This window comes from Sphingobacterium sp. UBA3519, assembly GCF_002377215.1.
GTDB lineage: Bacteria > Bacteroidota > Bacteroidia > Sphingobacteriales > Sphingobacteriaceae > Sphingobacterium > Sphingobacterium multivorum.
Genome location: NZ_DFPI01000025.1, coordinates 26067 through 49656, shown reverse-complemented (window position 1 = coordinate 49656; position 23590 = coordinate 26067). Strand labels below are relative to the sequence as shown.

At 41.9% G+C, this 23590-nt stretch carries 16 protein-coding genes; 13 read left to right on the top strand and 3 right to left on the bottom strand.

Annotated features, from left to right (window positions below; all coding sequences use genetic code 11):
- The first annotated feature begins 28 nt into the window (after positions 1-28).
- From yihA to B3297_RS15485, 3 genes are all read left to right on the top strand, one after another.
- The gene (gene yihA / locus B3297_RS15495; protein WP_046676372.1) at positions 29-658 is read left to right on the top strand and encodes a ribosome biogenesis GTP-binding protein YihA/YsxC; all 630 of its coding nucleotides are present in this window, start codon (positions 29-31) and stop codon (positions 656-658) included.
- A gap of 15 nt (positions 659-673) precedes the next feature.
- Positions 674-1528, top strand: coding sequence for a UbiA-like polyprenyltransferase (locus B3297_RS15490; RefSeq protein ID WP_286754414.1), 855 nt, complete (start codon positions 674-676; stop codon positions 1526-1528).
- Positions 1529-1608: 80 nt separating this feature from the next.
- Positions 1609-3285: a PNGase F N-terminal domain-containing protein gene (locus B3297_RS15485; protein ID WP_286779120.1), complete on the top strand. Its 1677-nt coding sequence runs from the start codon at positions 1609-1611 to the stop codon at positions 3283-3285.
- 77 nt (positions 3286-3362) lie between these two features.
- On the opposite strand, the gene B3297_RS15480 is transcribed toward B3297_RS15485, so the two are convergent.
- A complete protein-coding gene (locus B3297_RS15480; RefSeq protein WP_046675839.1) occupies positions 3363-3821 on the bottom strand; it encodes an Lrp/AsnC family transcriptional regulator in 459 nt (152 codons plus the stop codon).
- A 160-nt stretch (positions 3822-3981) separates the two neighbouring features.
- Here B3297_RS15480 and B3297_RS15475 point away from each other — a divergent pair, with 160 nt between their 5' ends.
- Together B3297_RS15475 and B3297_RS15470 are read left to right on the top strand one after the other, a co-directional pair.
- Positions 3982-5049 (top strand): PLP-dependent cysteine synthase family protein, encoded by a 1068-nt coding sequence (locus B3297_RS15475; RefSeq protein ID WP_286779119.1) that lies wholly within the window; start codon positions 3982-3984, stop codon positions 5047-5049.
- Positions 5050-5148: 99 nt separating this feature from the next.
- A complete protein-coding gene (locus B3297_RS15470) occupies positions 5149-6831 on the top strand; it encodes a protein-disulfide reductase DsbD family protein (protein WP_286779118.1) in 1683 nt (560 codons plus the stop codon).
- Positions 6832-7237: 406 nt separating this feature from the next.
- On the opposite strand, the gene B3297_RS15465 is transcribed toward B3297_RS15470, so the two are convergent.
- Both B3297_RS15465 and B3297_RS15460 read right to left on the bottom strand, forming a co-directional pair.
- The gene (locus B3297_RS15465) at positions 7238-9760 is read right to left on the bottom strand and encodes a DUF5686 and carboxypeptidase-like regulatory domain-containing protein (RefSeq protein WP_286779117.1); all 2523 of its coding nucleotides are present in this window, start codon (positions 9758-9760) and stop codon (positions 7238-7240) included.
- Between the two features lie 376 nt (positions 9761-10136).
- Positions 10137-11816, bottom strand: a complete 1680-nt coding sequence (locus B3297_RS15460) for an RluA family pseudouridine synthase (protein WP_286768266.1) — start codon at positions 11814-11816, stop codon at positions 10137-10139.
- A gap of 335 nt (positions 11817-12151) precedes the next feature.
- Here B3297_RS15460 and B3297_RS15455 point away from each other — a divergent pair, with 335 nt between their 5' ends.
- The 8 genes from B3297_RS15455 to B3297_RS15420 all read left to right on the top strand — a co-directional run bounded on the left by B3297_RS15455 (position 12152) and on the right by B3297_RS15420 (position 23554).
- Positions 12152-12625, top strand: a complete 474-nt coding sequence (locus B3297_RS15455) for a Dps family protein (RefSeq protein ID WP_286779116.1) — start codon at positions 12152-12154, stop codon at positions 12623-12625.
- 148 nt (positions 12626-12773) lie between these two features.
- Complete coding sequence (locus B3297_RS15450; protein WP_286779115.1) at positions 12774-15233, top strand: glycoside hydrolase family 31 protein; 2460 nt, start codon at positions 12774-12776, stop codon at positions 15231-15233.
- A gap of 3 nt (positions 15234-15236) precedes the next feature.
- Positions 15237-17195: a 1,4-alpha-glucan branching protein GlgB gene (gene glgB, locus B3297_RS15445; protein WP_286779114.1), complete on the top strand. Its 1959-nt coding sequence runs from the start codon at positions 15237-15239 to the stop codon at positions 17193-17195.
- 35 nt (positions 17196-17230) lie between these two features.
- Positions 17231-18643 (top strand): glycogen synthase, encoded by a 1413-nt coding sequence (locus B3297_RS15440; RefSeq protein ID WP_286754422.1) that lies wholly within the window; start codon positions 17231-17233, stop codon positions 18641-18643.
- A 6-nt stretch (positions 18644-18649) separates the two neighbouring features.
- Positions 18650-19933 (top strand): glucose-1-phosphate adenylyltransferase, encoded by a 1284-nt coding sequence (locus tag B3297_RS15435; RefSeq protein WP_070569746.1) that lies wholly within the window; start codon positions 18650-18652, stop codon positions 19931-19933.
- A 164-nt stretch (positions 19934-20097) separates the two neighbouring features.
- Positions 20098-20859, top strand: a complete 762-nt coding sequence (locus tag B3297_RS15430) for a hypothetical protein (protein ID WP_139145087.1) — start codon at positions 20098-20100, stop codon at positions 20857-20859.
- Position 20860: 1 nt separating this feature from the next.
- Positions 20861-21643: a zinc-dependent peptidase gene (locus B3297_RS15425; protein WP_286769714.1), complete on the top strand. Its 783-nt coding sequence runs from the start codon at positions 20861-20863 to the stop codon at positions 21641-21643.
- A 129-nt stretch (positions 21644-21772) separates the two neighbouring features.
- Positions 21773-23554: a DUF4091 domain-containing protein gene (locus B3297_RS15420; protein WP_286769713.1), complete on the top strand. Its 1782-nt coding sequence runs from the start codon at positions 21773-21775 to the stop codon at positions 23552-23554.
- Positions 23555-23590: the final 36 nt, after the last annotated feature.

The window sequence follows — 23590 nt, the reverse complement described above, 5'->3', positions numbered from 1 at the left end:
AGGGATTCATTTAACGTACCTTTGTTCCATGGAAGTGAAAAAAGCCGAATTCGTGTGCAGTAACACGAGAGTTGACAAATTACCTGCACCCAATTTGCCGGAGTATGCGTTTATCGGACGTTCAAATGTCGGTAAATCATCGTTGATCAATGCAATGACCAACAAGAAAGGACTTGCCAAGACCTCCCAAAAGCCTGGTAAGACTCAGTTGATCAATCATTTTATCATCGACGATACCTGGTATCTGGTGGATTTGCCCGGTTATGGTTTTGCCAAAGCCTCTAAAACAAGTCGCACGGAATGGGAGAAGTTCATCCGCAGGTATCTTACCCATCGGGACAATTTGCAATGTGTTTTTGTATTGGTAGATAGCCGTCATGAACCACAGAAGATAGACTTGGATTTTTGCTATTGGTTGGGCGAATGTGGTTTACCCTTTATGTTGGTTTTTACCAAGGCAGACAAGCAATCGACTGTCAAATCCGATGTGAATATTGCGAAATTTAAAAAATCATTGCTTCAATGGTTTGAAGAGGTGCCGCCGATTTTCCTAACTTCAGCAGAAAAGAAAATGGGGCATGAGCCTATTTTAGAAGCTATTGATGAAGTTAATGGCCGATTTGTTCGCCCTGAACCCGAAGGAAACGAACAGTTTTAGCTAGATCAAGTTCAGATGAAAAAATACTTGTCCTTAGTTTTATTTGCCCATAGTGTATTTGCATTACCATTTGCCTTCATCGGTTTCTTTTTGGCATTGCATACAACGGACTACACCTTTTCGTGGAAATTATTGGTTTTGATGCTCGTGTGTATGGTAACGGCCCGTAATGCCGCTATGGCATTCAATCGTTATTTGGATCGCGATATTGATGCCATTAATCCGCGAACGGCCATGCGTGATATTCCTGCCGGAAAAATTTCTGCTAAAAATGCATTGATTTTTACGTTAGTAAATTGCCTTATTTTTATCGCAGCGACATATTTTATCAATTCTCTTTGCTTTATGTTGTCGCCCATTGCACTTTTTGTTGTGCTTTTTTACTCCTATACGAAGCGCATAACGCCCTTATGCCATCTTGTATTGGGAGCAGGGCTAGGATTGGCTCCAATAGGTGCATATATGGTTATTACAGGACAGTTTGCGACGGTTCCGGTACTTTATGGCTTCGCAGTGTTGACCTGGGTGAGCGGCTTCGATATTATTTACGCGTTGCAGGATGAAGCGTTTGATCGGGCCAATCAGCTGAATTCTATACCCGTTTGGTTGGGAACGAAGGGAGCCATGCGCGTCTCGGAAGGTCTGCATGTGTTTTCTTTTATATTTATTTTAATACCAGCATTTTTGATGCCTGTCGGTTGGATTTATTATTTAGGGGTGGCCTTTTACGGTGCATTGCTGATTTACCAGCATACCCTGTTTTCATCGACTAATTTAAGTCGGGTCAATCGTGACTTTATGACAACCAATGGTTATGCCTCGGTGATTTTTGCGGTATTCTACCTCTTGGATATCTGGTTGATCAAATAAACGTTTTAGCATAAAATAAGAAAGGCTTTAGGAATTCCTAAAGCCTTTCTTATTTTTGCATCTAAACCAATACACATGCTATGAAGAAAAGTATTCTTTTTACCTCTATTTTATGTTTGTCATTGTCGACGCAGGGGCAAAAGCTGTCGAGTTATGTCATTCAATATAACCAAAGTTTCAATGGGAATACAGCTGCCAATCAAAATGCCATCCTCGTCTATGCCAATGAAAAGGAGACTTTTGTCAGTTCAGCGAAGGAAATGCAGGGACAGTTGGCGCCGCCATACGAACGGGTTGTGGTGGAGCGTTCCGGAGGCAATGCATTACTTAAAATTGCTAAACTCAAAGATGGATCAATCATTCTAACCAAAGATTCGCTCGCACTTTCGAAGCAAAAATTTAACACGACAAACGAGACTAAAACAATCTTGGGCTATCCCTGCAAAAAAGTGGAGACCAGCATCAATTCCAATAAAATAGAAGTTTGGTATACCGATAAATTAGGGGTAAAAGGTGCACCCACGGAACTTGGTCAGGACCTTGGTTTGGTACTCGAGGTGATCCGCAATGGGAATACACGGACTTTTGCCACCAAAGTAGAAAAGGTCAAGACGATACCGGAGCAACTGCGATTAAAAGGAAATGAAAAATTGTACGATGAACTCTCGTATAAAGATCTGATCTGGAAAAATCGTTTTATCCAAATACCTGTTTTTCGGAAGGAGCGCATACGTTTTGCGGATGATGTAAAGTCGGATTCTGTTTTGCGTTTTGCCAATGGGACTGTTTTGGTAAAAAAGGTGAAAATCCCAAAAATAAAGACTAGCGATAATGTATTTGTGCAGTTGGTCGAACAATCGAAAGGTGATGCCTATGACCGTACGGGATCAGTTTTTATCATCCCGACCAACAAGGCGCAAAGCTTTTTGGATGGCATGAAAAATGGTATGGGTACCCTGCCTAAGTACGAAAATGGAAATGGTAAAGCTTATCAAGGCGTTGTAAAAACAGCATCTTTTGAACCTATTGTTGAATTGATGCGTTTCTTTACACCCTTTGGTGTTAAGCAGTTTAACTATCTTCAGTTAAAGGATAAGGTTTGGCAAGACTCGGTGCTATACCGTCAGGACGTAACGGAACTGGCTGGTCTGTTGAGCGAGCAGGAAGTCTATGTGGGCGCCTTCATTGGCAATTATGATAAAAATGGACATGAGGTGAGTGTTGAGCTGACGGTGCATCCGGGTTTCGATGCCGATTCAAAAGGCAGCCTGAAAAAGACGATGTCTTTATTCACCACAACCAACGTTATGGAAATGGGCGGCCAGGAGTATGGATCTATGTTTGATAAGGAGAAAGGTCTTACTGTTTCGTTTCATTTGGACCAGGACGCTAAAAACGTGCAATTACGCTACATTACCACAGGGCATGGAGGCTGGGGCAATGGTGATGAGTTTGTGCCGAAGGAAAACCGCATTTTCCTAGACAATTCATTACGCTTTAAATACACGCCGTGGCGTAATGATTGTGGCTCGTACCGTTTGTCAAACCCAGCTTCAGGCAATTTTGCCACAGGTCTGTCTTCATCCGATCTAAGCCGCTCCAATTGGTGCCCGGGTACAGTAACACCACCAATCTACATTGATCTGGGGGATTTAAAAGCAGGCGACCATACAATGCAGGTGCAGATTCCACAGGGAGCTCCTGAAGGAACAAGTTTTAGTAGCTGGAATGTGACAGGAACCTTGTTGTTCGATTAATTAGTTTTTCATTGCTGTCATATGCAATAATGCTATTGCATATGACAGCAATATTCCTTGGGTTTTTAAGACAAAGATTAAAGGGGGTAGGCCGTCTCGCTTTTTGTCTCCGATAATACAAAGTAGGTCTGTACGGTATTTACTTGCGGTAGTACGGCCAGTCGATGCCGCAGAAAAATATGATAAGCATCCATATCTTTGGTTGCGATACGTAACATAAAGTCGTAAGAACCCGCCATTTGGTAGCATTCCATCACCTCGGGAAATTTAGCTACCTCTTTTTCGAATTCATTCAACACTTCAAAAGTATGCGCCTTGAGAAAGACCTGAGAAAAGGAAATTAACCCAATACCTATCTTGTGGCGGTCCAAAATTGCCACCGTTTTTTTGATGTAGCCCAACCGCTTTAGCTTTCTAACGCGTTCGTGAACAGCAGCGATAGATTTGTTAAGTTCAAAGGATAGCGCTTTATTGCTCATGGAGGCATCTTGTTGTAGGAGGCGTAATAATTTTACATCTATTTCATCCAATTCCATAATCTGAATATTTTCGGTACGGTTGTAAAAATACGCTATTGTTCTGAATTATTTATTGGTTTTTATGTCTTTTAATTTAATTTTTATTGAAATTATAGTGATGTGTTGAATATTATCTTGTCAATGGTCAATTTTGCAACAGAATAATCATTTATAAGAAATGGCTGAACAAGAATTATTAAGTGCGTGTTTGTCACCTGCATTGGACAAGAGATTCAAACATCTGTGGAGATTGGTCGGAAATACACCGATGTTGGAACTACAGTATACTTACAAAGGTAAACCCGGACGAATTTTCGTGAAATGTGAGAACTACAATCTGACTGGTAGCATTAAGGATCGGATGGCGCTTTATATTTTATACAAAGCGTATATGAATTGTCAGGTCCGGCCGAGTGATGTTGTCATTGAAGCCACAAGTGGCAACACAGGGATTGCCTTTTCAGCAATCGGTAAAGCACTTGGTCATCAGGTAAAGATTATTATGCCTAATTGGCTGAGTAAGGAACGTACCGATATTATTCGCAGTATGGGTGCCGATATACAGCTGATAAGCAAAGAAGAAGGCGGTTTTTTAGGAAGTATTCGTTTAAGTGAAGAGCTTGCTGCAAAAGGTGGTGTTTTTCTTCCACGACAATTCGAGAATCAATATAATGCCGAAGCGCATGAGAAAACCACCGGTTATGAAATTGTCAAGCAACTGGAAGAACAGGGCTTAGTTGCTGATGCTTTTGTTGCTGGTGTGGGAACTGGTGGTACGGTCATGGGTGTGGGTAGAAGCTTAAGAAAGGTAAACCCAAATGTCCGCGTCCATCCGCTAGAACCGGCAGAAAGTCCAACCTTAACTACAGGGCATAAGGTAGGTTCACACCGTATTCAGGGAATATCTGATGAGTTTATTCCTGCCATTGTGGATTTGGATGAACTCGATACGGTCGTATGTGCCAACGATGGCGACTCCATTATCATGGCGCAGAAGCTATCGCGCCAATTGGGATTGGCTGTTGGAATCTCTTCGGGAGCAAATGTAATCGGAGCGATTAAATTACAGCAGCAGCTGGGCGATGAAGCTGTCGTGGTGACCTTACTTTGTGATGATAACAAAAAATACCTAAGTACCGATTTGGTGAAAGAGGAGCCGGTAAAAGAAGGGTATCTTTCTACAGACGTTGATTTTTCGGGTTTTCAACCTATTTGCAGATTGGCAAATCCAGTATTTGGTGCTTAAAAAGATTTAGTTTCATATGTTTATAGTTAACTCGGGGAGTCTCTAGCTCCTCGGGTTTCATTTATTCAAAAACCAATTTATACCTAAGAATAACACAACATGAAAGTCAATTTTAAATTATTAATCCTTTTGTTGTTGTTGGTTGCGCCTGTGGCAATGTTTGCCCAAGCGGATACAACAAACACGTTGGAGGGGCTTGAGTTTACGGATGGTACGATAAGTCCCGATTCACTGTCCTTTGAGGAGTCTCCAGATACCGCTACCGTAAAAGCCGATTCCGCCCAGATGAAATCGGTAGCTGGGACAATCGTAGACAAAGCTGGGGCAGAAGGCAAAAAATCGCTGTGGAGTATCTTTATTGCGGGCCTTTTAGGCGGTTTTGCCGCTTTATTGATGCCTTGTATTTTTCCGATGTTACCGCTGACGGTGAGTTATTTTACCAAACAGGCGGGGAGTCGTGCCAGTGGTATTAGTAAAGCCCTGTTATATGGATTATTTATTATTGTGATTTATGTGGCTCTGGGGATGATTATCACGATCGCATTCGGGTCTGATGCACTCAATGCACTTTCCACCAACGGTATCTTCAACTTCATTTTCTTTTTGTTGTTGGTGGGCTTTGCGGCATCTTTTTTTGGTGCTTTTGAAATTACCTTGCCAAGCTCCTTTGTCAATAAAATGGATGCCAAATCGGATAAAGGTGGATTAGTGGGGTTGTTCTTTATGGCCTTCAGTTTGTCCTTGGTTTCATTTTCTTGTACGGGACCGATTATAGGGACACTGTTGGTTGAGGCAGCTTCGAAAGGCGAGCGATTGGGTCCAGCAGTTGGGATGCTGGGATTCTCCATTGCCCTGGCCATTCCTTTTGGTTTGTTCGCGATGTTTCCTTCGATGCTTAAATCCTTGCCGAAATCTGGCGGTTGGCTGAATAGTGTAAAAGTCGTTTTAGGCTTTTTGGAACTCGCTTTAGCGTTGAAATTTTTATCCAATGTCGACCTAGCTTACCACTGGAACTTGTTGGATAGAGAGGTGTTCCTGTCGCTATGGATTGCTATTTTTGCGTTGATGGGGCTATACCTGATTGGCAAGATCAAGTTCTCCCATGATAGTGAGCTGAAATTTCTGTCTGTTCCTCGAACTATTTTGGCCATTGTTGTTTTTTCTTTTGTGGTCTATATGGTGCCGGGTTTATGGGGAGCGCCTTTAAAATCAATTTCCGCTTTTTTACCACCATCGGCAACACAAGATTTTGATCTTTCTTCGGGCGTAAGTGCCGGAGCTGCTGCGCATTCAGATGGAAAGGTGAAAAAATATGCTGAAATTTTTCATGACAGAGGCACGCCTAAGGGATTTGATCCTTATTATGATTACGACCAGGCCTTAGCTACGGCTAAAGAATTAAACAAGCCTGTTTTAATTGATTTTACGGGCTGGAATTGTGTCAATTGTCGTAAAATGGAAGCGAATGTCTGGACGGACAAAGCTGTAGCAAAATTATTAAAAGGAGAATTTGTGATGGCCGAACTTTTTGTGGATGATAAAACCGAGCTGGCTGCAAACGAACAATTTGTTTCAAAGTATAGTGGCAAAAAGATCAATACCATCGGCAAGAAAAACAGCGATTTTCAAGCGGCTACATTCGATAGCAATTCGCAGCCGCTGTACGTTATTGTCGATCCGACGGGCAAAAAACTGGTGCCCCAGAGTGGTGCCAACTACAATGTAGAAGAGTACAAGGCATTCCTACAAAGTGGTGTGGATGCATTTAAACATAAAAACTAACCATCGTCATATGCTAATTTTATCCTCCTTGTACTATGCAAGGGGGATTTTTTTGTTCATAAGCCATCGGTTTTTGTGTCTGCAGGCCTGATGCAGTGGGGCTTTCCTCGTATCGTGTTCGTACCTGCTTCGTACCAGCTTCGGAAGGCGACAATCTTGCAATAAATATTGACCAGCCCCTGACCAGGTAATTCCTGGTCAGGGGCTGGTCGGAATCTGATCAACATCTGTACAACATCTGTTGTATCTCCGAATAAGGTACGAAGCAGGTACGAAGCTTTCCCCGCTATTTCGTCCAGAAATTGTTGGCGGGGGAGCCGATGTTGCGGAAGCCTAGGGCAAAAAAAGAAGCCCCGTCATTTATATGAACAGGGCTTCAAATTATACTATAAATTTATGGAAACTATTAGAAGTCAAATCTGACCCGCGCACGAATACCCCAAGCTGGTGCATCGACGTGATCAAGATAATTTAGACGTTTTACGTAGTCCACGCGTAATATTTTAAAAATGTTGGATAGACCGATACTGGCTTCCATATAAGGTTCTGAACCGAAGGTATAAGAACTCTGTACACCTTCTGCATTGTGCTGCCAAGTGAATACCTTTGAGCCATAGTTAGGATCGTCAGGATTGTTTTCCTTGCGCAGTCCGCCATATACACCTTTGAAGCTAAATACTTCACGTAATTTAAGCTTTTTGATCAAAGGAATTTTATTCAACAGAAAACCGTTCATGTAATACTGCACGTTCAATGAGGCATTGTGGTCACTAACAAACTCCAGGAAGTTCATTAAGTTATACGAGTTCAATTGATAAGCATAGGTCTGATTGGCACGATGGATTGTCAAGAAAGGGAATGGGATCTCTTTACCTGCAATATAGTTGCCTTCAGCTGTTACGTCAGCAAATCCAAATTGACTAAAATAAAAGCGTTTGAATGCACCAACATTAAAGTTGTGATAATTGTATTCACCTTTAGCCAATCCTTTGATTCCAGCAGTATAATTGAACGTGAAGATCGGATATTGATTGAATATAGGTGTCCGGTAAATCTTGCCTTGATAGAACTCTTCATGTGGAGCATATCTGAAATTTACGGATACTTCTGTCGAGTTTAATTCATTAAACAGTCTACTTTCATTGTTGGCATCTACCATCTGGTAGGTAAGGCTTCCAGCAGGTGTTTGTCTGTTGATATTGAATGCCGCGCCAATAGCCAAGTGGTTTAAAAATTCTTTTTTATACTCTAAGCCGTAATTTGTCTCATAGATGTAACGGTCATTATCACCGCGTTTGAAAGACAGCAAGAAGTTGTCTTCCTGAATAAATTCCAGTTTTTGTCCTGGAATCTTCGTATCCTTTTTATAAGAGGCCCTGATGTAGTGCATTGGGAAGGAGTAGACCGATTTGTTGTTAAATGCGTAGGTACCGCTGAAAAAGTATTTCCATTTCTGATCTTTAAAACCATAGGCCGCATACGATTCAGCATAGAAACGCTTGCTTAGCGCTTCTGTTGTACGTCCGCCGACACGTAAACGGAAACCTTCTACGGGATTAAAGCTATAGAATGTATTGACTGGACCGATCTCAACTGGGCCGGCCTGTTTGTATCCTGACAGCAATAAGGCAGCGATATCCATGAACGAACGGAATGAAGGAATCTTTTGTAAGGTATCAATATTATGATAAATATTCAGTTCGTTTTGCGCAAGGACAAGCGGACGTTGTGTTTCAAACAATGTTTTAATCGCTTTCTTATTTTCTACATTATAGGCAATGACCGTAGATGGACCATCATAGGTACTATCAGGACGCTGAATGCCGACTTTGTAATTGTTGTAATCAACTGTACGACTTCCGCGGATCCCCATGCCTTTTTCCGTTAAAGAAAAATCGATACCCAGGGTACTTGTTTTTAGGTAGAAGCGACTTTTGCTGTCTTTCTCAAATTTAAGCTGTATCTGAAGGTCACGTACAAAGTTTAGATTGATATCATCGGCCACAGTCATATTGGCGCCCTGCACTGCATAATTGCCGTCTAGCGTCACATACAGTTGACCTTTAAATAACATGTCGGCCTTGTTGCGTGGAAAGAAGCTTAATTCGACCAACCAGGGTTGAACAGTCTTAATGGTATCCGTTATAAAAAACTTATAAAAAGTAGGAGCGGAATTTGCAATTGGACTTAAAAACTGATTGGTAACCAATGAAATGTTGTTGTCGTAAATATCAACTTGTTCGTAAAGTTTATTGAAGTAGGCTGTCAGACCATCATTATCAATAAATCTAGGGTCAAATTGTGCCCGTTGGTCACCAAGGATATACTGTTTGGTTTTGCTTGGATCTTTACGGTAATATACCTTGGACATTTTTTCTTCAATAAAGGCAGGCAAAACATATTTGTTGGCTGTTTTAGCGGAGTCGTCCGTTTCAAAAAGAAATTGATAGTTTTTGAATATTTTTTTATTGACGAATTTCTCCGAAAGATTGCTCAGTCCTAAAGACATCTTCTCATACTGGTCAAATTCAGCATATTGTTGTCCTGAAAGTCTATTTTTCTCCTTATTCTCGATGACTTTTCGGATCAGTGCGACAGCAGGATTATCTTTGTTGCTGTATTTTTTCTTTGTGGCCTTGACAACAACTTCTTCCAGCATGTTGTCTTGTTGATCCATCAGAATTTCTTTTGTTTGCGTTGCATCATTCGTAACAAAAGCGTCTTTGCTGTCATACCCAATGTAACTTGCTCTGATTTTTACATACGATGTTGGAAAGACAAGTTTAAATTCACCATTTGCATTGGTCGACGTCGTGGTTCCAGCAGAAGCCGGAGCGCCAACGACGGCTACGGTAGCATAGGGTATAGGATTCTTGGTCTTTGCATCTTTAACTGTACCGGTTACGGTCTTGTTTTGGGCAAAAGCCATGGACACCGTTAGTACGAGCGTTATCGAAAAAAAGAGTTTAGTTATGAAGGTTGTTGCGTCTATTTTAGCTCTCATTATATTGCTATAATCTTGAAAATTCAAAATTGTTTTCCTGTTTCTACTTTATTTTTGACTTTATAGGTATTAAAATCAAAAAATCAGTGAACAAAGGAAACAAAAAATTAAGAATAATTAAAATTTTATTGTAATGTAATAAAGGAAAGTAGTTGAATTACATTTGTTTGTAAGTCTTTGTTTGTGAGTTGTTTATGTTAAATTATTGATTTGGGTCAATAATTTTCACATTACATTTTGACTTGGCGATGATTTTCCGCTACTTTATTTACTGACTTTTGTAACGATATAGTCAGCGCTATTAAAAATCTGGCTCGATTTCGAAGGTCATTTCTTTTTTGAAACGAGGGTGTATAAAGGTAATTGAAGCGGCATGAAGGTGTAATCTATTAGCTTTTTTGCCATAGAGATCGTCACCAACAATAGGTGTATTTAGCCCATTGGGGTGCACGGCATGCATGCGGAGCTGGTGGGTTCGGCCAGTCAAGGGATAAAACCTGACCCTCGTTTGATTATTCTCTATCGCAATTTTTTCCCATTTTGTCTGCGCTGGCTTGCCATAGGTGTAGCAGACCATTTGTCGGGGTCTATCATCCAGATCTACGCGAAGAGGGAGGTCGATCAAGCCGGATGGAGCTTCGATAATACCATCAAGTAAGGCAATGTATGTTTTTTTGATGGTATGCTGAATAAATTGATCCTGAATAAATTTATGCGCTTCTTTGTTTTTGGCAACAACCAATAGGCCGGATGTCGACATATCCAGGCGGTGGATAATAATCGGGCCTGCTTTTGGATAACGTTGAAGAATACGGTTGTAGACCGAATCCTTGACATATATTCCTGGTACAGAAAGAAATTCTGCTGGTTTGTTGATGATGATAATATCTTCATCCTCATAAATTTGAGGAAGTGCGATATCCAAGGTCGTTTCCTGCTGCATGGGATTCGGATCTACGACCAAGCCTTGGAGCATATACCCTAAAATCGGTTCACATTTTTTGCGGCATGCCGGATAGTAGTTTTTGTGCCTGCGTATTTCAGATGCAGGGGAGCAGCCCCACCAAAATTCGGCCAAAGCTAGGGGTGTTAACTGGTTTTCATATGCATATTGCAGCAGTTTTGGCGCAGCGCATTCCCCCGATCCCGCAGGCGGAGTTATCGTGTCAAATTCATGGAATATGTCGACGACATTCTTGCGTTGCCCTTTTGCATTGCGAAAATTATATTGTTCGAAAAGCTGTTTTTGCAGATTGCCTGAGCGTGTTTTGCGTTCCTCTTTTAGCGCGGTAATCGTAGATAGCAATTGTTGTAAATGGTTACTCTCTGTTTCCAGAGCCAAATGCATGTCATATTGAAAGCGCTGAAGCTGTTGTTTGTCTTTTAAACTCTGGCTCCGCATGTCTTCCATCAATAATTCATATTCCGCATCGGATAAACTGACCTTCAGTTTTGTACGGGTTTCTTTTCGTTCCTTCTTTTGGATTCTTAATTTCGATTTTAGCTCATCGAGCGACTTATCCCATTCATTTTTTAACCGGTCAAGATTACGCTGAGTGTCTGCTAGCTCTTCACTATTTTCAAGCCTTTCTATTTTGCGGTTCAGTGCATTGAGATGCACCTCTTCGTTTAGAAAAAAACTGTTTTCTTCCAACATATCGAATATTGGCGGTACAAAATAGCGGTGTTTGTTGCTTCCGGCCAGTTTTCCCGAAACAGCGGCAAGGTAGCCAAGCTCATTGTGTTGGTTTCTGACAACCAGCACACCGAACATTTTTCCAATAGCGAGGCCCTCCATGGCGCTGTCCAGGCCAAAATTGTGGGTCCAGTCCTCTTGTGTTTCGATGTAATATTGAAGTTCTTTTGCGGCGGTTACGGCAAGGGGGTGCGGTTCATAGCAAAATGGGAAGGTAAATCGTGTTGGAAGTTCAATCGCTGAAATATCCTGTTTGAATTTGTGAAAATAGGTATTGTTGTCCATGTTGTCCGCAGCTTTCCCTCAAAATAAAGATGTCTGCAAAAATACAACATTATGTGCTTTAAATAATAGCTTGATCGATTTTTGTTTAAAATGTTTCGTTCATAAGGTACAATCTAGTTCTTATCTGTTTCTACAAAGAACACTGTCGGTGCAGCCTTCGCTTTTCATTTTTCAGTCTAGCAAACGCTTTGCAGTAATACGAAATGTAAGTCTGGTTTGGTATAGTAGGGTGAGGTAATTGTTGTGAATTTGACTGGCTTTTATTTGGTTTTTACCGCATTTTTGGGTAAATTTAACTAAGCATTTAAAACAAATAGTTAACAAAAGATTATAATATGAAAACTTCAATTGGAATTAAAGATGCGGACTTGAAAAAAGTTGCAAAGTTGTTAAATGTGCTGTTGGCAGATGAACACATTGTCTACATGAAGACGCGTAACGCGCATTGGAATGTGGAAGGTGCGGATTTTCATGCTGCTCACTTATTTTTGGAATCACAATACGATGAACTAGCTGAAGTGATCGATGAAGTAGCAGAACGTGTACGTACTTTAGGGCATTATGCGGTAGGTACCTTTGATAAATATTTGAAATTGACTCGTTTAACGGAGTCTACTTCAGAAAAAACCGACAGTCAGTCCTATTACAAAGAATTGTTGGCTGACCATGAAGCTATAGCGATGTCAATTCGTGCCGACATTTCTGTGGTTGAAGGCACTTCGGATAATGGTACGGAGGACTTTTTGGTTGGACTATTGGAAAAGCATGAAAAGATAGCCTGGATGCTTCGTGCGCATTTTGTTAAGTAAGCTGTAGAAGTTTATCCACAGGTATTGAAAAAAATCCCGTCTATCCCAATAGGCGGGATTTTTTTTTGTGTTTTGTTGTCAGCGCAGGATTAATTTTCTATCTTAAAGAGGAATTAAGCCTTCAGAAACTTTTTAACATATTACAATTATGCTTGAAGACGACAACCTAAATCAAACCACACTACATGAGGAGGAAAATGATGGTACTTTGGAAAGTATGCATCATGTGAATAATCCGGTATTGGATTTACCGAAAATTGAAAAGAAATACCTTGAAACGATAGTAGCCCACAATCAAAACGATAAGTCTTATTATTTTTCTGACGGCAAAGCCAAGGTAGAAATTAAGATCGTCACGGATGAGATCGTGCGAGTACGGCTGGCTCCACAAGGGACTTTTTTGGAGGATTTTTCGTATGCCTTGGCCAAGAAAGATCACCGCGTCAGTATACATCAATGCAAGGAAGAGGCAGATCATTATCTGGTGCATACGAATACTATTTCCTGTAAGATCAATAAGAATGACTTTTTGATTTCTTTTGCTGATCGTTCAGGTAAACTGTTCAATGCAGATTTGGCGCCGATGCACTGGGAGGAAAACCCTGATTTTGGAGGCTATTATGTATATAGCACAAAAGTGGCCTTTGAAAATGAAGCTTTTTATGGACTGGGGGATAAGGCCACTAAATTGAACCTGAGAGGTAAAAGACTTAAAAATTGGAATTCAGATACTTATGCTTTTGCTTACGATCAGGATCCACTTTATAAAACTATTCCGTTTTATATTGGTTTAAAAGATGGTGAAGCCTACGGTATATTCTTTGACAATACCTTTAAAACGTATTTTGATTTCGCCGCGGAAGATCCGGGAAAAACAAGCTTTTGGTCCGAAGGAGGGGAACTGCAGTACTACTACATCCATGGTCCACATATTATCGACGTCATCCGTCGCTATCATACGCTGACAGGTACGCATTACCTGCCACCGCTGTGGGCAATTGGTTACCATCAGTGTCGCTGGAGTTATTATCCCGAAGCGAATGTCCGGAAGGTTGCGGAGGAGTTTCGGAAGCGACAGATTCCCTGTGATGCGATTTATCTTGATATCGATTACATGGAAGGATACCGCTGTTTTACCTGGAACAAGCAGTATTTTCCCAATCCTAAGAATATGATCAGCGATTTGGCCAATGATGGCTTTAAAACGGTGGTGATGATCGACCCGGGCATCAAGGTTGATGAGAACTACTGGGTGTTCAGGGAAGGAAAGGAAAATAGGTATTTCTGTCGCCGCGGGGATGATTATTTTATGGAAGGATTTGTGTGGCCGGGACGTTGTCAATTTCCTGATTTTACCAATCCGGAGGTTCGTCAATGGTGGGGCACCTTATATCAGGGCCTTGTGGAAGATGGCGTGGCTGGCTTCTGGAACGATATGAATGAACCGGCCGTATTTGGCCGCGGAACATTCCCCGACGATGTACGTCACCAATATGACGGGCATCGGGGTTCGCATCGTAAGGCACATAATATCTACGGCATGCAGATGGTCCGGGCAACCTATGATGGTTTAAAGAAATTGTATAAAAATAAACGGCCATTTACCATCACCCGAGCGGCTTATGCGGGAACACAACGCTATTCTTCGGTCTGGACCGGCGATAATTTGGCGAGTTGGGAACATCTCAAGTTGGGAACCTTGCAGTTACAGCGTTTGTCGACTTCGGGCATGTCCTTTTGTGGAACGGATATCGGTGGGTTTACGGGTGAACCCGACGGTGAGTTATTTACGCGATGGATGCAATTTGGCGTTTTCTCGCCTTTTATGCGTGTGCATTCCGCTGGCGATACCCGCGACCGGGAGCCCTGGAGTTTTGGGGAGGATTGGGAAAAGATCAATCGGAAATTTATCGAAGTCCGTTATAAGTTGTTGCCGTATATCTATACCTGTTTTTGGGAGCAAACGAAGTATGGTTTTCCCATATTACGTCCGATTTCCATGGTCGAACAGCATATACCGACCAATTGGCAACGTGAGGAGGAATTCTGTTTTGGGGATAAAATATTGGTATCCCCAGTATTGCAGCCGGGACAAAAAAGCAAGATTGTCTATCTGCCTGAAGGTACTTGGTTTTATTATTTCAATAATGAAACCTACGTGGGCGGTAAAGAACATACTGTTCCTACGCCGATTGATGAGATGCCGATTTTCATTCGTGGGGGATCTGTTATCCCCGAATATCCAGTGATGCAATATACTGGTGAAAAGAAAATTGAGGAGCTGCAGCTCAATGTTTACTTCGCTGAAGGTGTAACCCGTTCGTATGTGTATTCGGATCATGGTGACACCTTTGCCTATGAGCAGGATATTTATCTTGAAAAATGCTTTACCGTATCGGGGCTCAAAGAATCCCTGTCGATTAAACAGACGCAAGATGGGCTTTTTACGGAGCGGTATGAGGAATATAAATTACAGTTAATCGGCTTGCCTTTTCAGGTTAAGAAGGTGAAGACTGATGGTATTGAGACAAAAGTACAAGTAGATGATAAGGGGCGGTATTGGATTAATGTCGCACGAGAATTTGATAACATATTGATAGAAGGTTAAAACATGACCAATGAAGTAATTCCGCATAGTCTATTTTCTGAATTTGATGTCGCCTTATTCCAGTCGGGTAAGCACTTCAAATTATACGAAAAGTTCGGTTCACACGAGCTGGAAGTCAATGGTGAAAAAGGCGTTTATTTTGCGGTTTGGGCTCCAAATGCAAAATCGGTCTTTGTAACCGGCAACTTCAATTTTTGGGATAAAGCGCGTCACGCGCTCTATGTGCGCTGGGATGGTAGCGGAATCTGGGAGGGATTTATTCCGGGGCTTGGCAATGGGGAGGCGTATAAGTATGTTATTGAGACTTATACTGGCGAACAACTTGAAAAAGGAGACCCCTTTGCTTTTCAGTGGGAGATCGCGCCAAAGACTGCTTCCATTGTTCATTCGACCTGGTTCGAGTGGCAGGATAAGCAATGGATGCAGGAAAGGGCTGTTAAAAACAGGCTGGATCAACCATGGTCTGTCTATGAAGTGCATTTAGGATCTTGGTCGCGGGATCCCGAAAGTCCGGATACTTTGCTCAACTACCGCGAAATCGCTGTGGCGCTCGTATCCTATGTGAAGGAAATGAATTTTACCCATGTAGAATTTATGCCCCTGATGGAACATCCCTATTACCCTTCTTGGGGATACCAGATAACGGGCTATTTTGCTGCGAGTTCACGCTACGGATCGGCACAAGATCTCATGTATCTGATTGAGGAGCTGCATGCCGCCGGGATAGGTGTATTGTTGGATTGGGTTCCGTCGCATTTTCCAGGTGACGCACATGGTCTTTATCGTTTTGACGGCACGAGCTTATACGAGCATGAAGATCCCCGGAAAGGGTTTCATCCCGATTGGCAATCCTATATTTTCAACTACGGACGTAATGAAGTGCGTTCTTTTTTGATCAGTAATGCATTTTATTGGTTGGATCGTTTTCATATCGATGGACTTCGGGTCGATGCGGTTGCTTCTATGCTCTATTTGGATTATAGTCGAAACGCAGGCGAGTGGATTGCCAATGAGTTTGGTGGAAATGAGAATCTTGAAGCAGTACAATTTTTAAAAGAACTGAATGAGGCCGTTTACGGACATTTCCCACATGTGCAGACCATCGCGGAAGAATCGACTTCCTGGCCGGGTGTCAGTCGCCCAACCTATGCTGGTGGATTGGGGTTTGGAATGAAATGGATGATGGGCTGGATGCATGACACATTGGATTATTTTAAAGAGGATCCGATTAATCGCAGCTATCATCATGATCGACTGACCTTTGCGACAGTATATGCTTTCCATGAAAATTTTATGCTACCGCTGTCACATGATGAGGTTGTCTACGGAAAGCATTCATTAATTTATAAGATGCCGGGCGATGAATGGCAAAAGTTTGCCAACCTGCGGGCATTGTATCTCTTTATGTATACTTTTTCGGGAACAAAATTGCTGTTTATGGGCGGAGAATTTGGGCAGACTTCGGAGTGGAATGTAAACCAATCGCTTGATTGGCATCTTTTGGAATTTGCGCCACACCAGGGTATGAAGCAATTTGTAGCCGACCTGAATACGGTTTATAGGAGCCAACCAAGTCTTTACCAGAAGGCTTTTGACGCTTCGGGCTTTGAATGGATAGATGCTGGTGATCGTGAAAATTCGGTTGTGGTCTATTGGCGAAAGGGATTTGACGCCTGGGATGATACGGTTGTTGTACTTAACTTAACGCCTGTTGTTCGGGAACATTTCCGTATTGGTTTACCTTACGCTGGTGAATGGGAAGTGCTGCTGAATTCGGATGATTTGACCTATTTCGGTTCTGGAATACATCAGCTGCTCATTCATAGTGAACACCTGCATTGGATGAACCAGGTACAGTCTGCTCAAGTTCATTTACCTCCGCTTGGCGGATATATTTTGAAAAGGAAGAGAGCGGTAAAGGAAGTCAATCCCATTAAACAAGGCGAGCGTATCCCTGTATAAAATCTTGTTATTAAATCTCATGCTGTAAAAGAAGAATGAACGTATTTCACTTGAGTGTAGAATGTTATCCCGTGGCCAAAGTAGGTGGTCTCGCGGATGTCGTGGGCGCGCTGCCCAAATACCAAACCAAACTGGGATGGGAGGCGGCGGTTGTCATGCCTTGGTATGATCGTCCTTTTGTTAGGGATCATGCTTTTAGCCTAGTTCATGAAGGTACTTTTTATCAAGGATCTGAATTGCTGCGCTACAGTGTTTATAAGGAAGATCATCAGGTACTTGGATTTGAGCTCTACCTGATTAAGATTCCAGGTAAACTCGATCGGCAGGAGGTATATTGTTATCCGGATGAAGGCGAGCAGTTTATCGCCTTTCAACATGCTGTTTTGGCGTGGTTTAAGGATAAAAATATAGTACCTGATATTGTGCATTGCCATGATCATCATGTCGGCTTAATGCCTTTTTTGATGAGGTATAGCAATGACTATAACTTTCTTGCCGACGTTAAAACGGTGGCCACCGTCCACAATGGGCAGTATCAGGGCTGGACGCATTGGAGTAAAGCTATTCTGTTGCCCGCTTTCGATAGTTGGAAATGGGGATTATTGGACTGGGATGGTTTAATTAATCCGCTTGCAGCCCTCATTAAATGTTGCGATGCGTACACAACGGTCTCCGAAGGTTATCTGGAAGAGCTTTATGTGGAAGCAAATGGTTTGCAGCAGCTGTTTTATGATGAGCGAAATAAATCTGTCGGTATTGTCAATGGAATTGACTGGGAAATCTGGGATCCTAAAATTGATTATACCTTGCTAGAAAACTATGATGCTGTACAAGCTTTTTCCGGAAAGTTGAAAAATAAGGAGGCTTTGGCGAAGCAGTATAAAATCAATCCAGATCGACCGTTGCTTGTTTTTATCGGCCGATTTGCAACAGAAAAAGGAGCGGATTTACTTCCGGAGATAATTTTGGATTTGACGGAGAAATATCACGATAGATTAAGTATATTTATACTGGGTGCCGGAGACCCAGCGATCCAGTCACGTGTGAAATCACTCGTCGATGATGGAATTGATAATTTTGATGTGTTCTTTGGTTATGATGAAAATCTGGCCCATTGGCTTTATGCCAGTGCGGATTTTCTTTTAATGCCTTCCCGTGTTGAGCCCTGTGGACTTAATCAGCTCTATGCTATGAAGTACGGTACATTGCCGATCGTGCATCAGGTGGGGGGATTAAAAGATACGGTAATCGATCTGAAAAATGATGGCTACGGTATAGGTTTTGATAGTCTGACAATCACTGAAATTAGTGCAGCGATTGTTCGGGCTATAAATTTTTACGATAGTAAAAAGCAGTTTGAGGAGAATCAACGTAAAATGATGCAGTTGGATTTTTCTTGGGATAAATCTGCAGCGAAGTATATAAGTCTATATAACCAATTAATGTAATTTGATATGTCACGTCATAATGTAGTAGCTATCGTCTTGGGCGGAGGAAGGGGCTCACGTCTGTATCCATTGACCGATCAACGGTCTAAGCCAGCAGTTCCCATTGCCGGGAAATATCGCTTGGTGGACATTCCCATCTCGAATTGTCTTAATTCGGGTTTTAACAAGATTTTTGTGTTGACACAATTCAATTCTTCGTCGCTCAACTCCCACATTAAGAATACCTACAACTTTAGTATTTTTAGCAAGGGCTTTGTCGATATTCTGGCTGCTGAACAGACCAACGATGGCGACAAATGGTTCGAGGGTACGGCCGATGCCGTGCGACGATCGTTTCGGAAGCTGGCGAGTATTGATTATGACTATGTACTGATTTTATCAGGGGATCAGCTATATCAAATGGATTTTGATGCACTGGTTGACTTCCACGTCGAAAACGAAGGCGACCTGACCATTGCGACTATACCAGTAAACGCCAAAGATGCCACCGGTTTTGGTATACTGAAATCGGATGAAAAGAATCATATTACCTCTTTTATCGAGAAACCGAATAGCGAGCAGCTGGTAGACTGGAGTTCAGAAGTGAGCGATCATTTAAAGGGTGAGGGCAGAGAATTCCTGGCCTCTATGGGTATTTATGTTTTTTCAAAAGGCGTCCTGAAACGTATGCTTGAAGAGAATCGCGGAATGGATTTTGGTAAAGAAATTATTCCCGATGCCATTGATACAAGTCGGGTGCTTAGCTATCAATTTGAGGGCTATTGGACAGACATCGGTACCATAGGGTCTTTCTATGAAGCCAACATTGGTTTGACCGATAATATTCCGGCCTTCAATCTGTTTGATAAAAATACGGTTTTCACCCGTCCAAGGATGTTGCCGCCTTCTAAGATTTCGGGTACAACATTAATCAATTCGGTCATTTCGGATGGCTGTATTATCCAAGCTGATAAAATAGACCGTTCCGTCGTGGGCGTTCGTTCTCGGATTGGTACAGGATCTGTTGTGCGCGGTACTTATATGATGGGATCAGATTATTATGAGGATCTCGTCGATATGGAGGAAGCAAAGCGTAAAAATATACCTGTGGTCGGTGTTGGAGAACGGTGTTATATTGAGAATGCTATTTTGGATAAAAATTGTCGTATCGGCAACGATGTCCGGATCAATGGTGGACCTCATTTGCTGAACGCCAATCACCCCACCTATACCATTTGTGACGGCATTGTTGTCATCAAAAAAAATGCTGTAATTCCAAATGGAACAACAATAGGATTGACAAGCTTATAAAATTTATAGAACAAGGGAGATAATATATTGTTATCATTTCATGTTATTCATATAAAAGTATCTTGAAAAGTAATTACCTGAAGTCAAATTTTGCCTTATACCGGCAAATTAACGTCAGATGGTATTGTCTTTGCTAGCAAAGAATAGATATTATAATGAATAGTATGCGATTGAGACAGATTATCTCCCTTTGTTTTGTGTTGTTTGTTCTTTTGGGCTGCCAAACGTCATTGATGGTTCAAGGTACAGGTGTCTTGCGTGATGCCTCACGAAAATTCGAGCTTCGCCATGGCGATCGATCAGTCGTTTATATTCCAATGCGGCATCTGGGTACGCGGGTGTACTATGATCAAATTCAGCGCGCTGTAGATTCCCTCCAACGTTCGGGCTATGTTGTTTTTTATGAAAGTATCGCCTATCAGGTGGATAGTGCGGCACAACGTGATCTGTATGACCGCAAATTTAGAAAACTTACAGGCAATCGGCTCGGGCTGCAGCAATGTATTGAAATACCGGGCGATACCTCCCGGGTTCTTCGGGCGCCCATGTACCGTAAACTGGGGCAACGAATCATCAGTCAGCCCGATTATTCCTTTTTCCTGGTGAATTATGAAACGGCGGTGAATGCGGATATTCCCAAAAATAAATTGCTTGACGAGTTTGAATACCTGTATGGTACGATCAAACTGGATGATTGTGATTACAAAACACCGCTCCAAGAACCTTATTCCTGTAAACCGATCAAAGCAGCCTTAAAGAACAAATTTGATAAAGAATTTGTCATGAAAAAAAGGGAAGAAAACCTGGCATCATTAGTTGCTGACGCCCCACAGCAAAAGATTTTAATCTTATTCGGAACCTCACATTTTAAAGGCTTTTTGCGTAATTTGCAGGCTCGGGATCCCAAATGGATACAGATCAACTAATATGTTAGGAAAACTATTTATTATACTGCTTATACCAGTAACCATTTATGTTGTTTATTACCTGTTAAATCGTACGGCCAAAAACAGCAAAGCCATTAAACGTGTATTAAGCGATGAAGGAAAGGAAATTCTGGAAAAAGAAGTTGCCTATTACCGCAATCTGTCCGATGCGGATAAAATGGAATTTGAAACCCGCTGTTTAAAATTTTTGGATACAGTCAAAATTGAAGGTGTGGGCGTAGCGGTTGAGCTGAAAGATTATATGATGATTGCCGCCAGTGCAATTATCCCAATATTTGCCTTTAAGAAATGGACTTATCCCAATTTGACCAATATTATGGTTTATCCTTCCCAGTTCAATACAGCGTATGAATTTGAAGGCCATGCTGACCGAAATATAATGGGAATGGTAGGTGAGGGAGCCATGAACGGACAAATGATATTGTCCAAATCGGCATTGGAGTATGGTTTTAGGAACCCAAAAGATGGACAGAATACAGCGATACATGAATTTGTACACTTGATCGATAAAACCGATGGTACTGTGGATGGCATTCCAACACGTCTGATGGATAAAGCTTCAGTCATTCCTTTTATGAATCTGATACGGGAAGAGATTGCCAAAATAAAGGCGAATAAATCTGATATTGATGTCTATGGCATGACCAATCCAGCCGAGTTTTTTGCAGTTGCTTCTGAATATTTCTTTGAGGACCCAGCGAAATTCAAGACCCATCATCCTGAACTGTATAAAGCACTTTCTGAAATTTTTGAACAAAGTTAGTTATAGATAAATAAAATTTTACTATTTTTAAGGCAAACAGAAGTTGTTTGCCTTTTTTCTGCGAGCACCCTGCTCCTGGGCTGGAAAGAAGATCATCGCTTCGCTAAAGTTTTGTTAATTATAACTGTTATGCCTAAAACTACAATTTATTCTTCTATTGCCCTGGCTTGTATGCTATTTTGCGGCAGTAATCCGGGATTTTCCCAGCAGCGTTTTGCTACAGGGACAACATTTACTGAAATGGCCGATCCGACAAAGGATACGTTATCCAACTGGTCGAATGTTAAAGCCGGCCTACATGCTTCGTTTGTATCGATAGACAAACGTTATCCCAAATCCGTCAATCCAAATCTGACAACACAACGTACGGCGACTGTAGATGCCTGGAAAGGTGAACAAGTATCGGCGCAGGTATTGTTATGGACCAGTGTTGCCACAGCGCATGTCGCTGTATCAGCAAGTGAATTAAAATCTACAACAGGCAAGGTGATCGGCAGCGATGCGGTACAAGCGCGTTTTGTTCGTTATGTCATGACTGATGAATTTGCAAGTGGCTGTGGCCATCGTAAGCCAGAAGATTTTAAAGCTTCTCTTTCGGCAGATATGTTGGATGATCTCAAAAGCTATGACCTTGAAGCGAAGAAAGTCCGTCCTGTATGGATTACCGTAAAGGTCCCCAAGGAAGCTGCCGCAGGACAATATAAAACGACAATTTCGGTTCAGCAAAATGGTAAGGTGAAAGAGCAATTACAGCTTATCGTCAATGTTCAAAATCATGTGCTGCCGCCATCGTCGCAGTGGACTTATCATTTGGACCAATGGCAGCATCCTTCTGCTGTAGCTCGTGTCAATAATGTGAAGATGTGGAGCGATGAACATTTTGAAGCGTTGAAGCCGACCATGAAACAGCTTGCAGCTGCTGGGCAAAAAGTGATTACAGCGACTTTAAATAAGGATGCGTGGAACGTACAGACCTATGATCCCTATGCGGATATGATCACCTGGAAGAAAGCAAAAGACGGTTCCTGGGCTTATGATTATTCTGTTTTTGATCGGTGGGTAAACTTTATGATGGATCTAGGGGTCAACAAACAGATCAATTGCTATTCGCTTTTGCCATGGAATAACGAGGTACATTATTTCGATGAGAGCAAAAATGAACTGGTCAATGTGATTGCAAAACCCGGTACAGCAATATTTGAGGAGCTATGGACGCCTTTCTTAAAGGATTTTAGTAAGCACATTACCGCAAAGGGCTGGTTAAAGATTACCAATATTGCGATGGATGAAAGAGGCCGGGAAGAAATGGATCCAGCGATCGCCTTGTTGGAAAAAGTAGCGCCCGAATTTGGTGTTGCATTTGCTGATAATCACAAAAGCTACCAACGCTATCATAAGAGTACAGATATCAGCGTCGCCGCTGGCGATCCTTTTGATCAGAACGATCTTATTGAGCGACGTAAAAAAGGATATATCACGACATTTTATGTGTGCTGTTCGGACGAATTTCCAAATCAATTTACGTTCTCGGATCCAGCAGAATCCACCTATATGGCTTGGTATGCGCTGGCGGCAGGTTTCGATGGGGCACTGCGTTGGGCATTCAACTCCTGGGTGAAGGATCCACTGCATGATTCAAGGTTCCGTACGTGGCCGGCAGGAGACACCTATATTGTTTATCCGCAAGGAAGAAGCTCTATCCGTTACGAGCGTATGTTGGAAGGTATTCAGGATTATACCAAAGTCGGCATTCTGAAAGCCAAGTTGGAGAAGTCAAAAGATCAAGCCAACCTAGCGAAGCTAAATGCAAAAATTGCAAAATTAAATACCGCTAAACGCTATGCGGACTGGAATAAAGATCTCAATGATGCAAAGCGTTTTGTCGATGAGTTGTCGCGACAAATCAACTAAGGATTTATCCAAGCTATCATTTTTAAAAAGCTGTTT

Excerpts from the sequence above, each read along its gene's own strand:
- yihA (WP_046676372.1), top strand. The coding sequence starts at position 29 with ATGGAAGTGAAAAAAGCCGAATTCGTGTGCAGTAACACGAGAGTTGAC.
- B3297_RS15490 (WP_286754414.1), top strand. The coding sequence starts at position 674 with ATGAAAAAATACTTGTCCTTAGTTTTATTTGCCCATAGTGTATTTGCA.
- B3297_RS15485 (WP_286779120.1), top strand. The coding sequence starts at position 1,609 with ATGAAGAAAAGTATTCTTTTTACCTCTATTTTATGTTTGTCATTGTCG.
- B3297_RS15480 (WP_046675839.1), bottom strand. The coding sequence starts at position 3,821 with ATGGAATTGGATGAAATAGATGTAAAATTATTACGCCTCCTACAACAA.
- B3297_RS15475 (WP_286779119.1), top strand. The coding sequence starts at position 3,982 with ATGGCTGAACAAGAATTATTAAGTGCGTGTTTGTCACCTGCATTGGAC.
- B3297_RS15470 (WP_286779118.1), top strand. The coding sequence starts at position 5,149 with ATGAAAGTCAATTTTAAATTATTAATCCTTTTGTTGTTGTTGGTTGCG.
- B3297_RS15465 (WP_286779117.1), bottom strand. The coding sequence starts at position 9,760 with ATGGCTTTTGCCCAAAACAAGACCGTAACCGGTACAGTTAAAGATGCA.
- B3297_RS15460 (WP_286768266.1), bottom strand. The coding sequence starts at position 11,816 with ATGGACAACAATACCTATTTTCACAAATTCAAACAGGATATTTCAGCG.
- B3297_RS15455 (WP_286779116.1), top strand. The coding sequence starts at position 12,152 with ATGAAAACTTCAATTGGAATTAAAGATGCGGACTTGAAAAAAGTTGCA.
- B3297_RS15450 (WP_286779115.1), top strand. The coding sequence starts at position 12,774 with ATGCTTGAAGACGACAACCTAAATCAAACCACACTACATGAGGAGGAA.
- glgB (WP_286779114.1), top strand. The coding sequence starts at position 15,237 with ATGACCAATGAAGTAATTCCGCATAGTCTATTTTCTGAATTTGATGTC.
- B3297_RS15440 (WP_286754422.1), top strand. The coding sequence starts at position 17,231 with ATGAACGTATTTCACTTGAGTGTAGAATGTTATCCCGTGGCCAAAGTA.
- B3297_RS15435 (WP_070569746.1), top strand. The coding sequence starts at position 18,650 with ATGTCACGTCATAATGTAGTAGCTATCGTCTTGGGCGGAGGAAGGGGC.
- B3297_RS15430 (WP_139145087.1), top strand. The coding sequence starts at position 20,098 with ATGCGATTGAGACAGATTATCTCCCTTTGTTTTGTGTTGTTTGTTCTT.
- B3297_RS15425 (WP_286769714.1), top strand. The coding sequence starts at position 20,861 with ATGTTAGGAAAACTATTTATTATACTGCTTATACCAGTAACCATTTAT.
- B3297_RS15420 (WP_286769713.1), top strand. The coding sequence starts at position 21,773 with ATGCCTAAAACTACAATTTATTCTTCTATTGCCCTGGCTTGTATGCTA.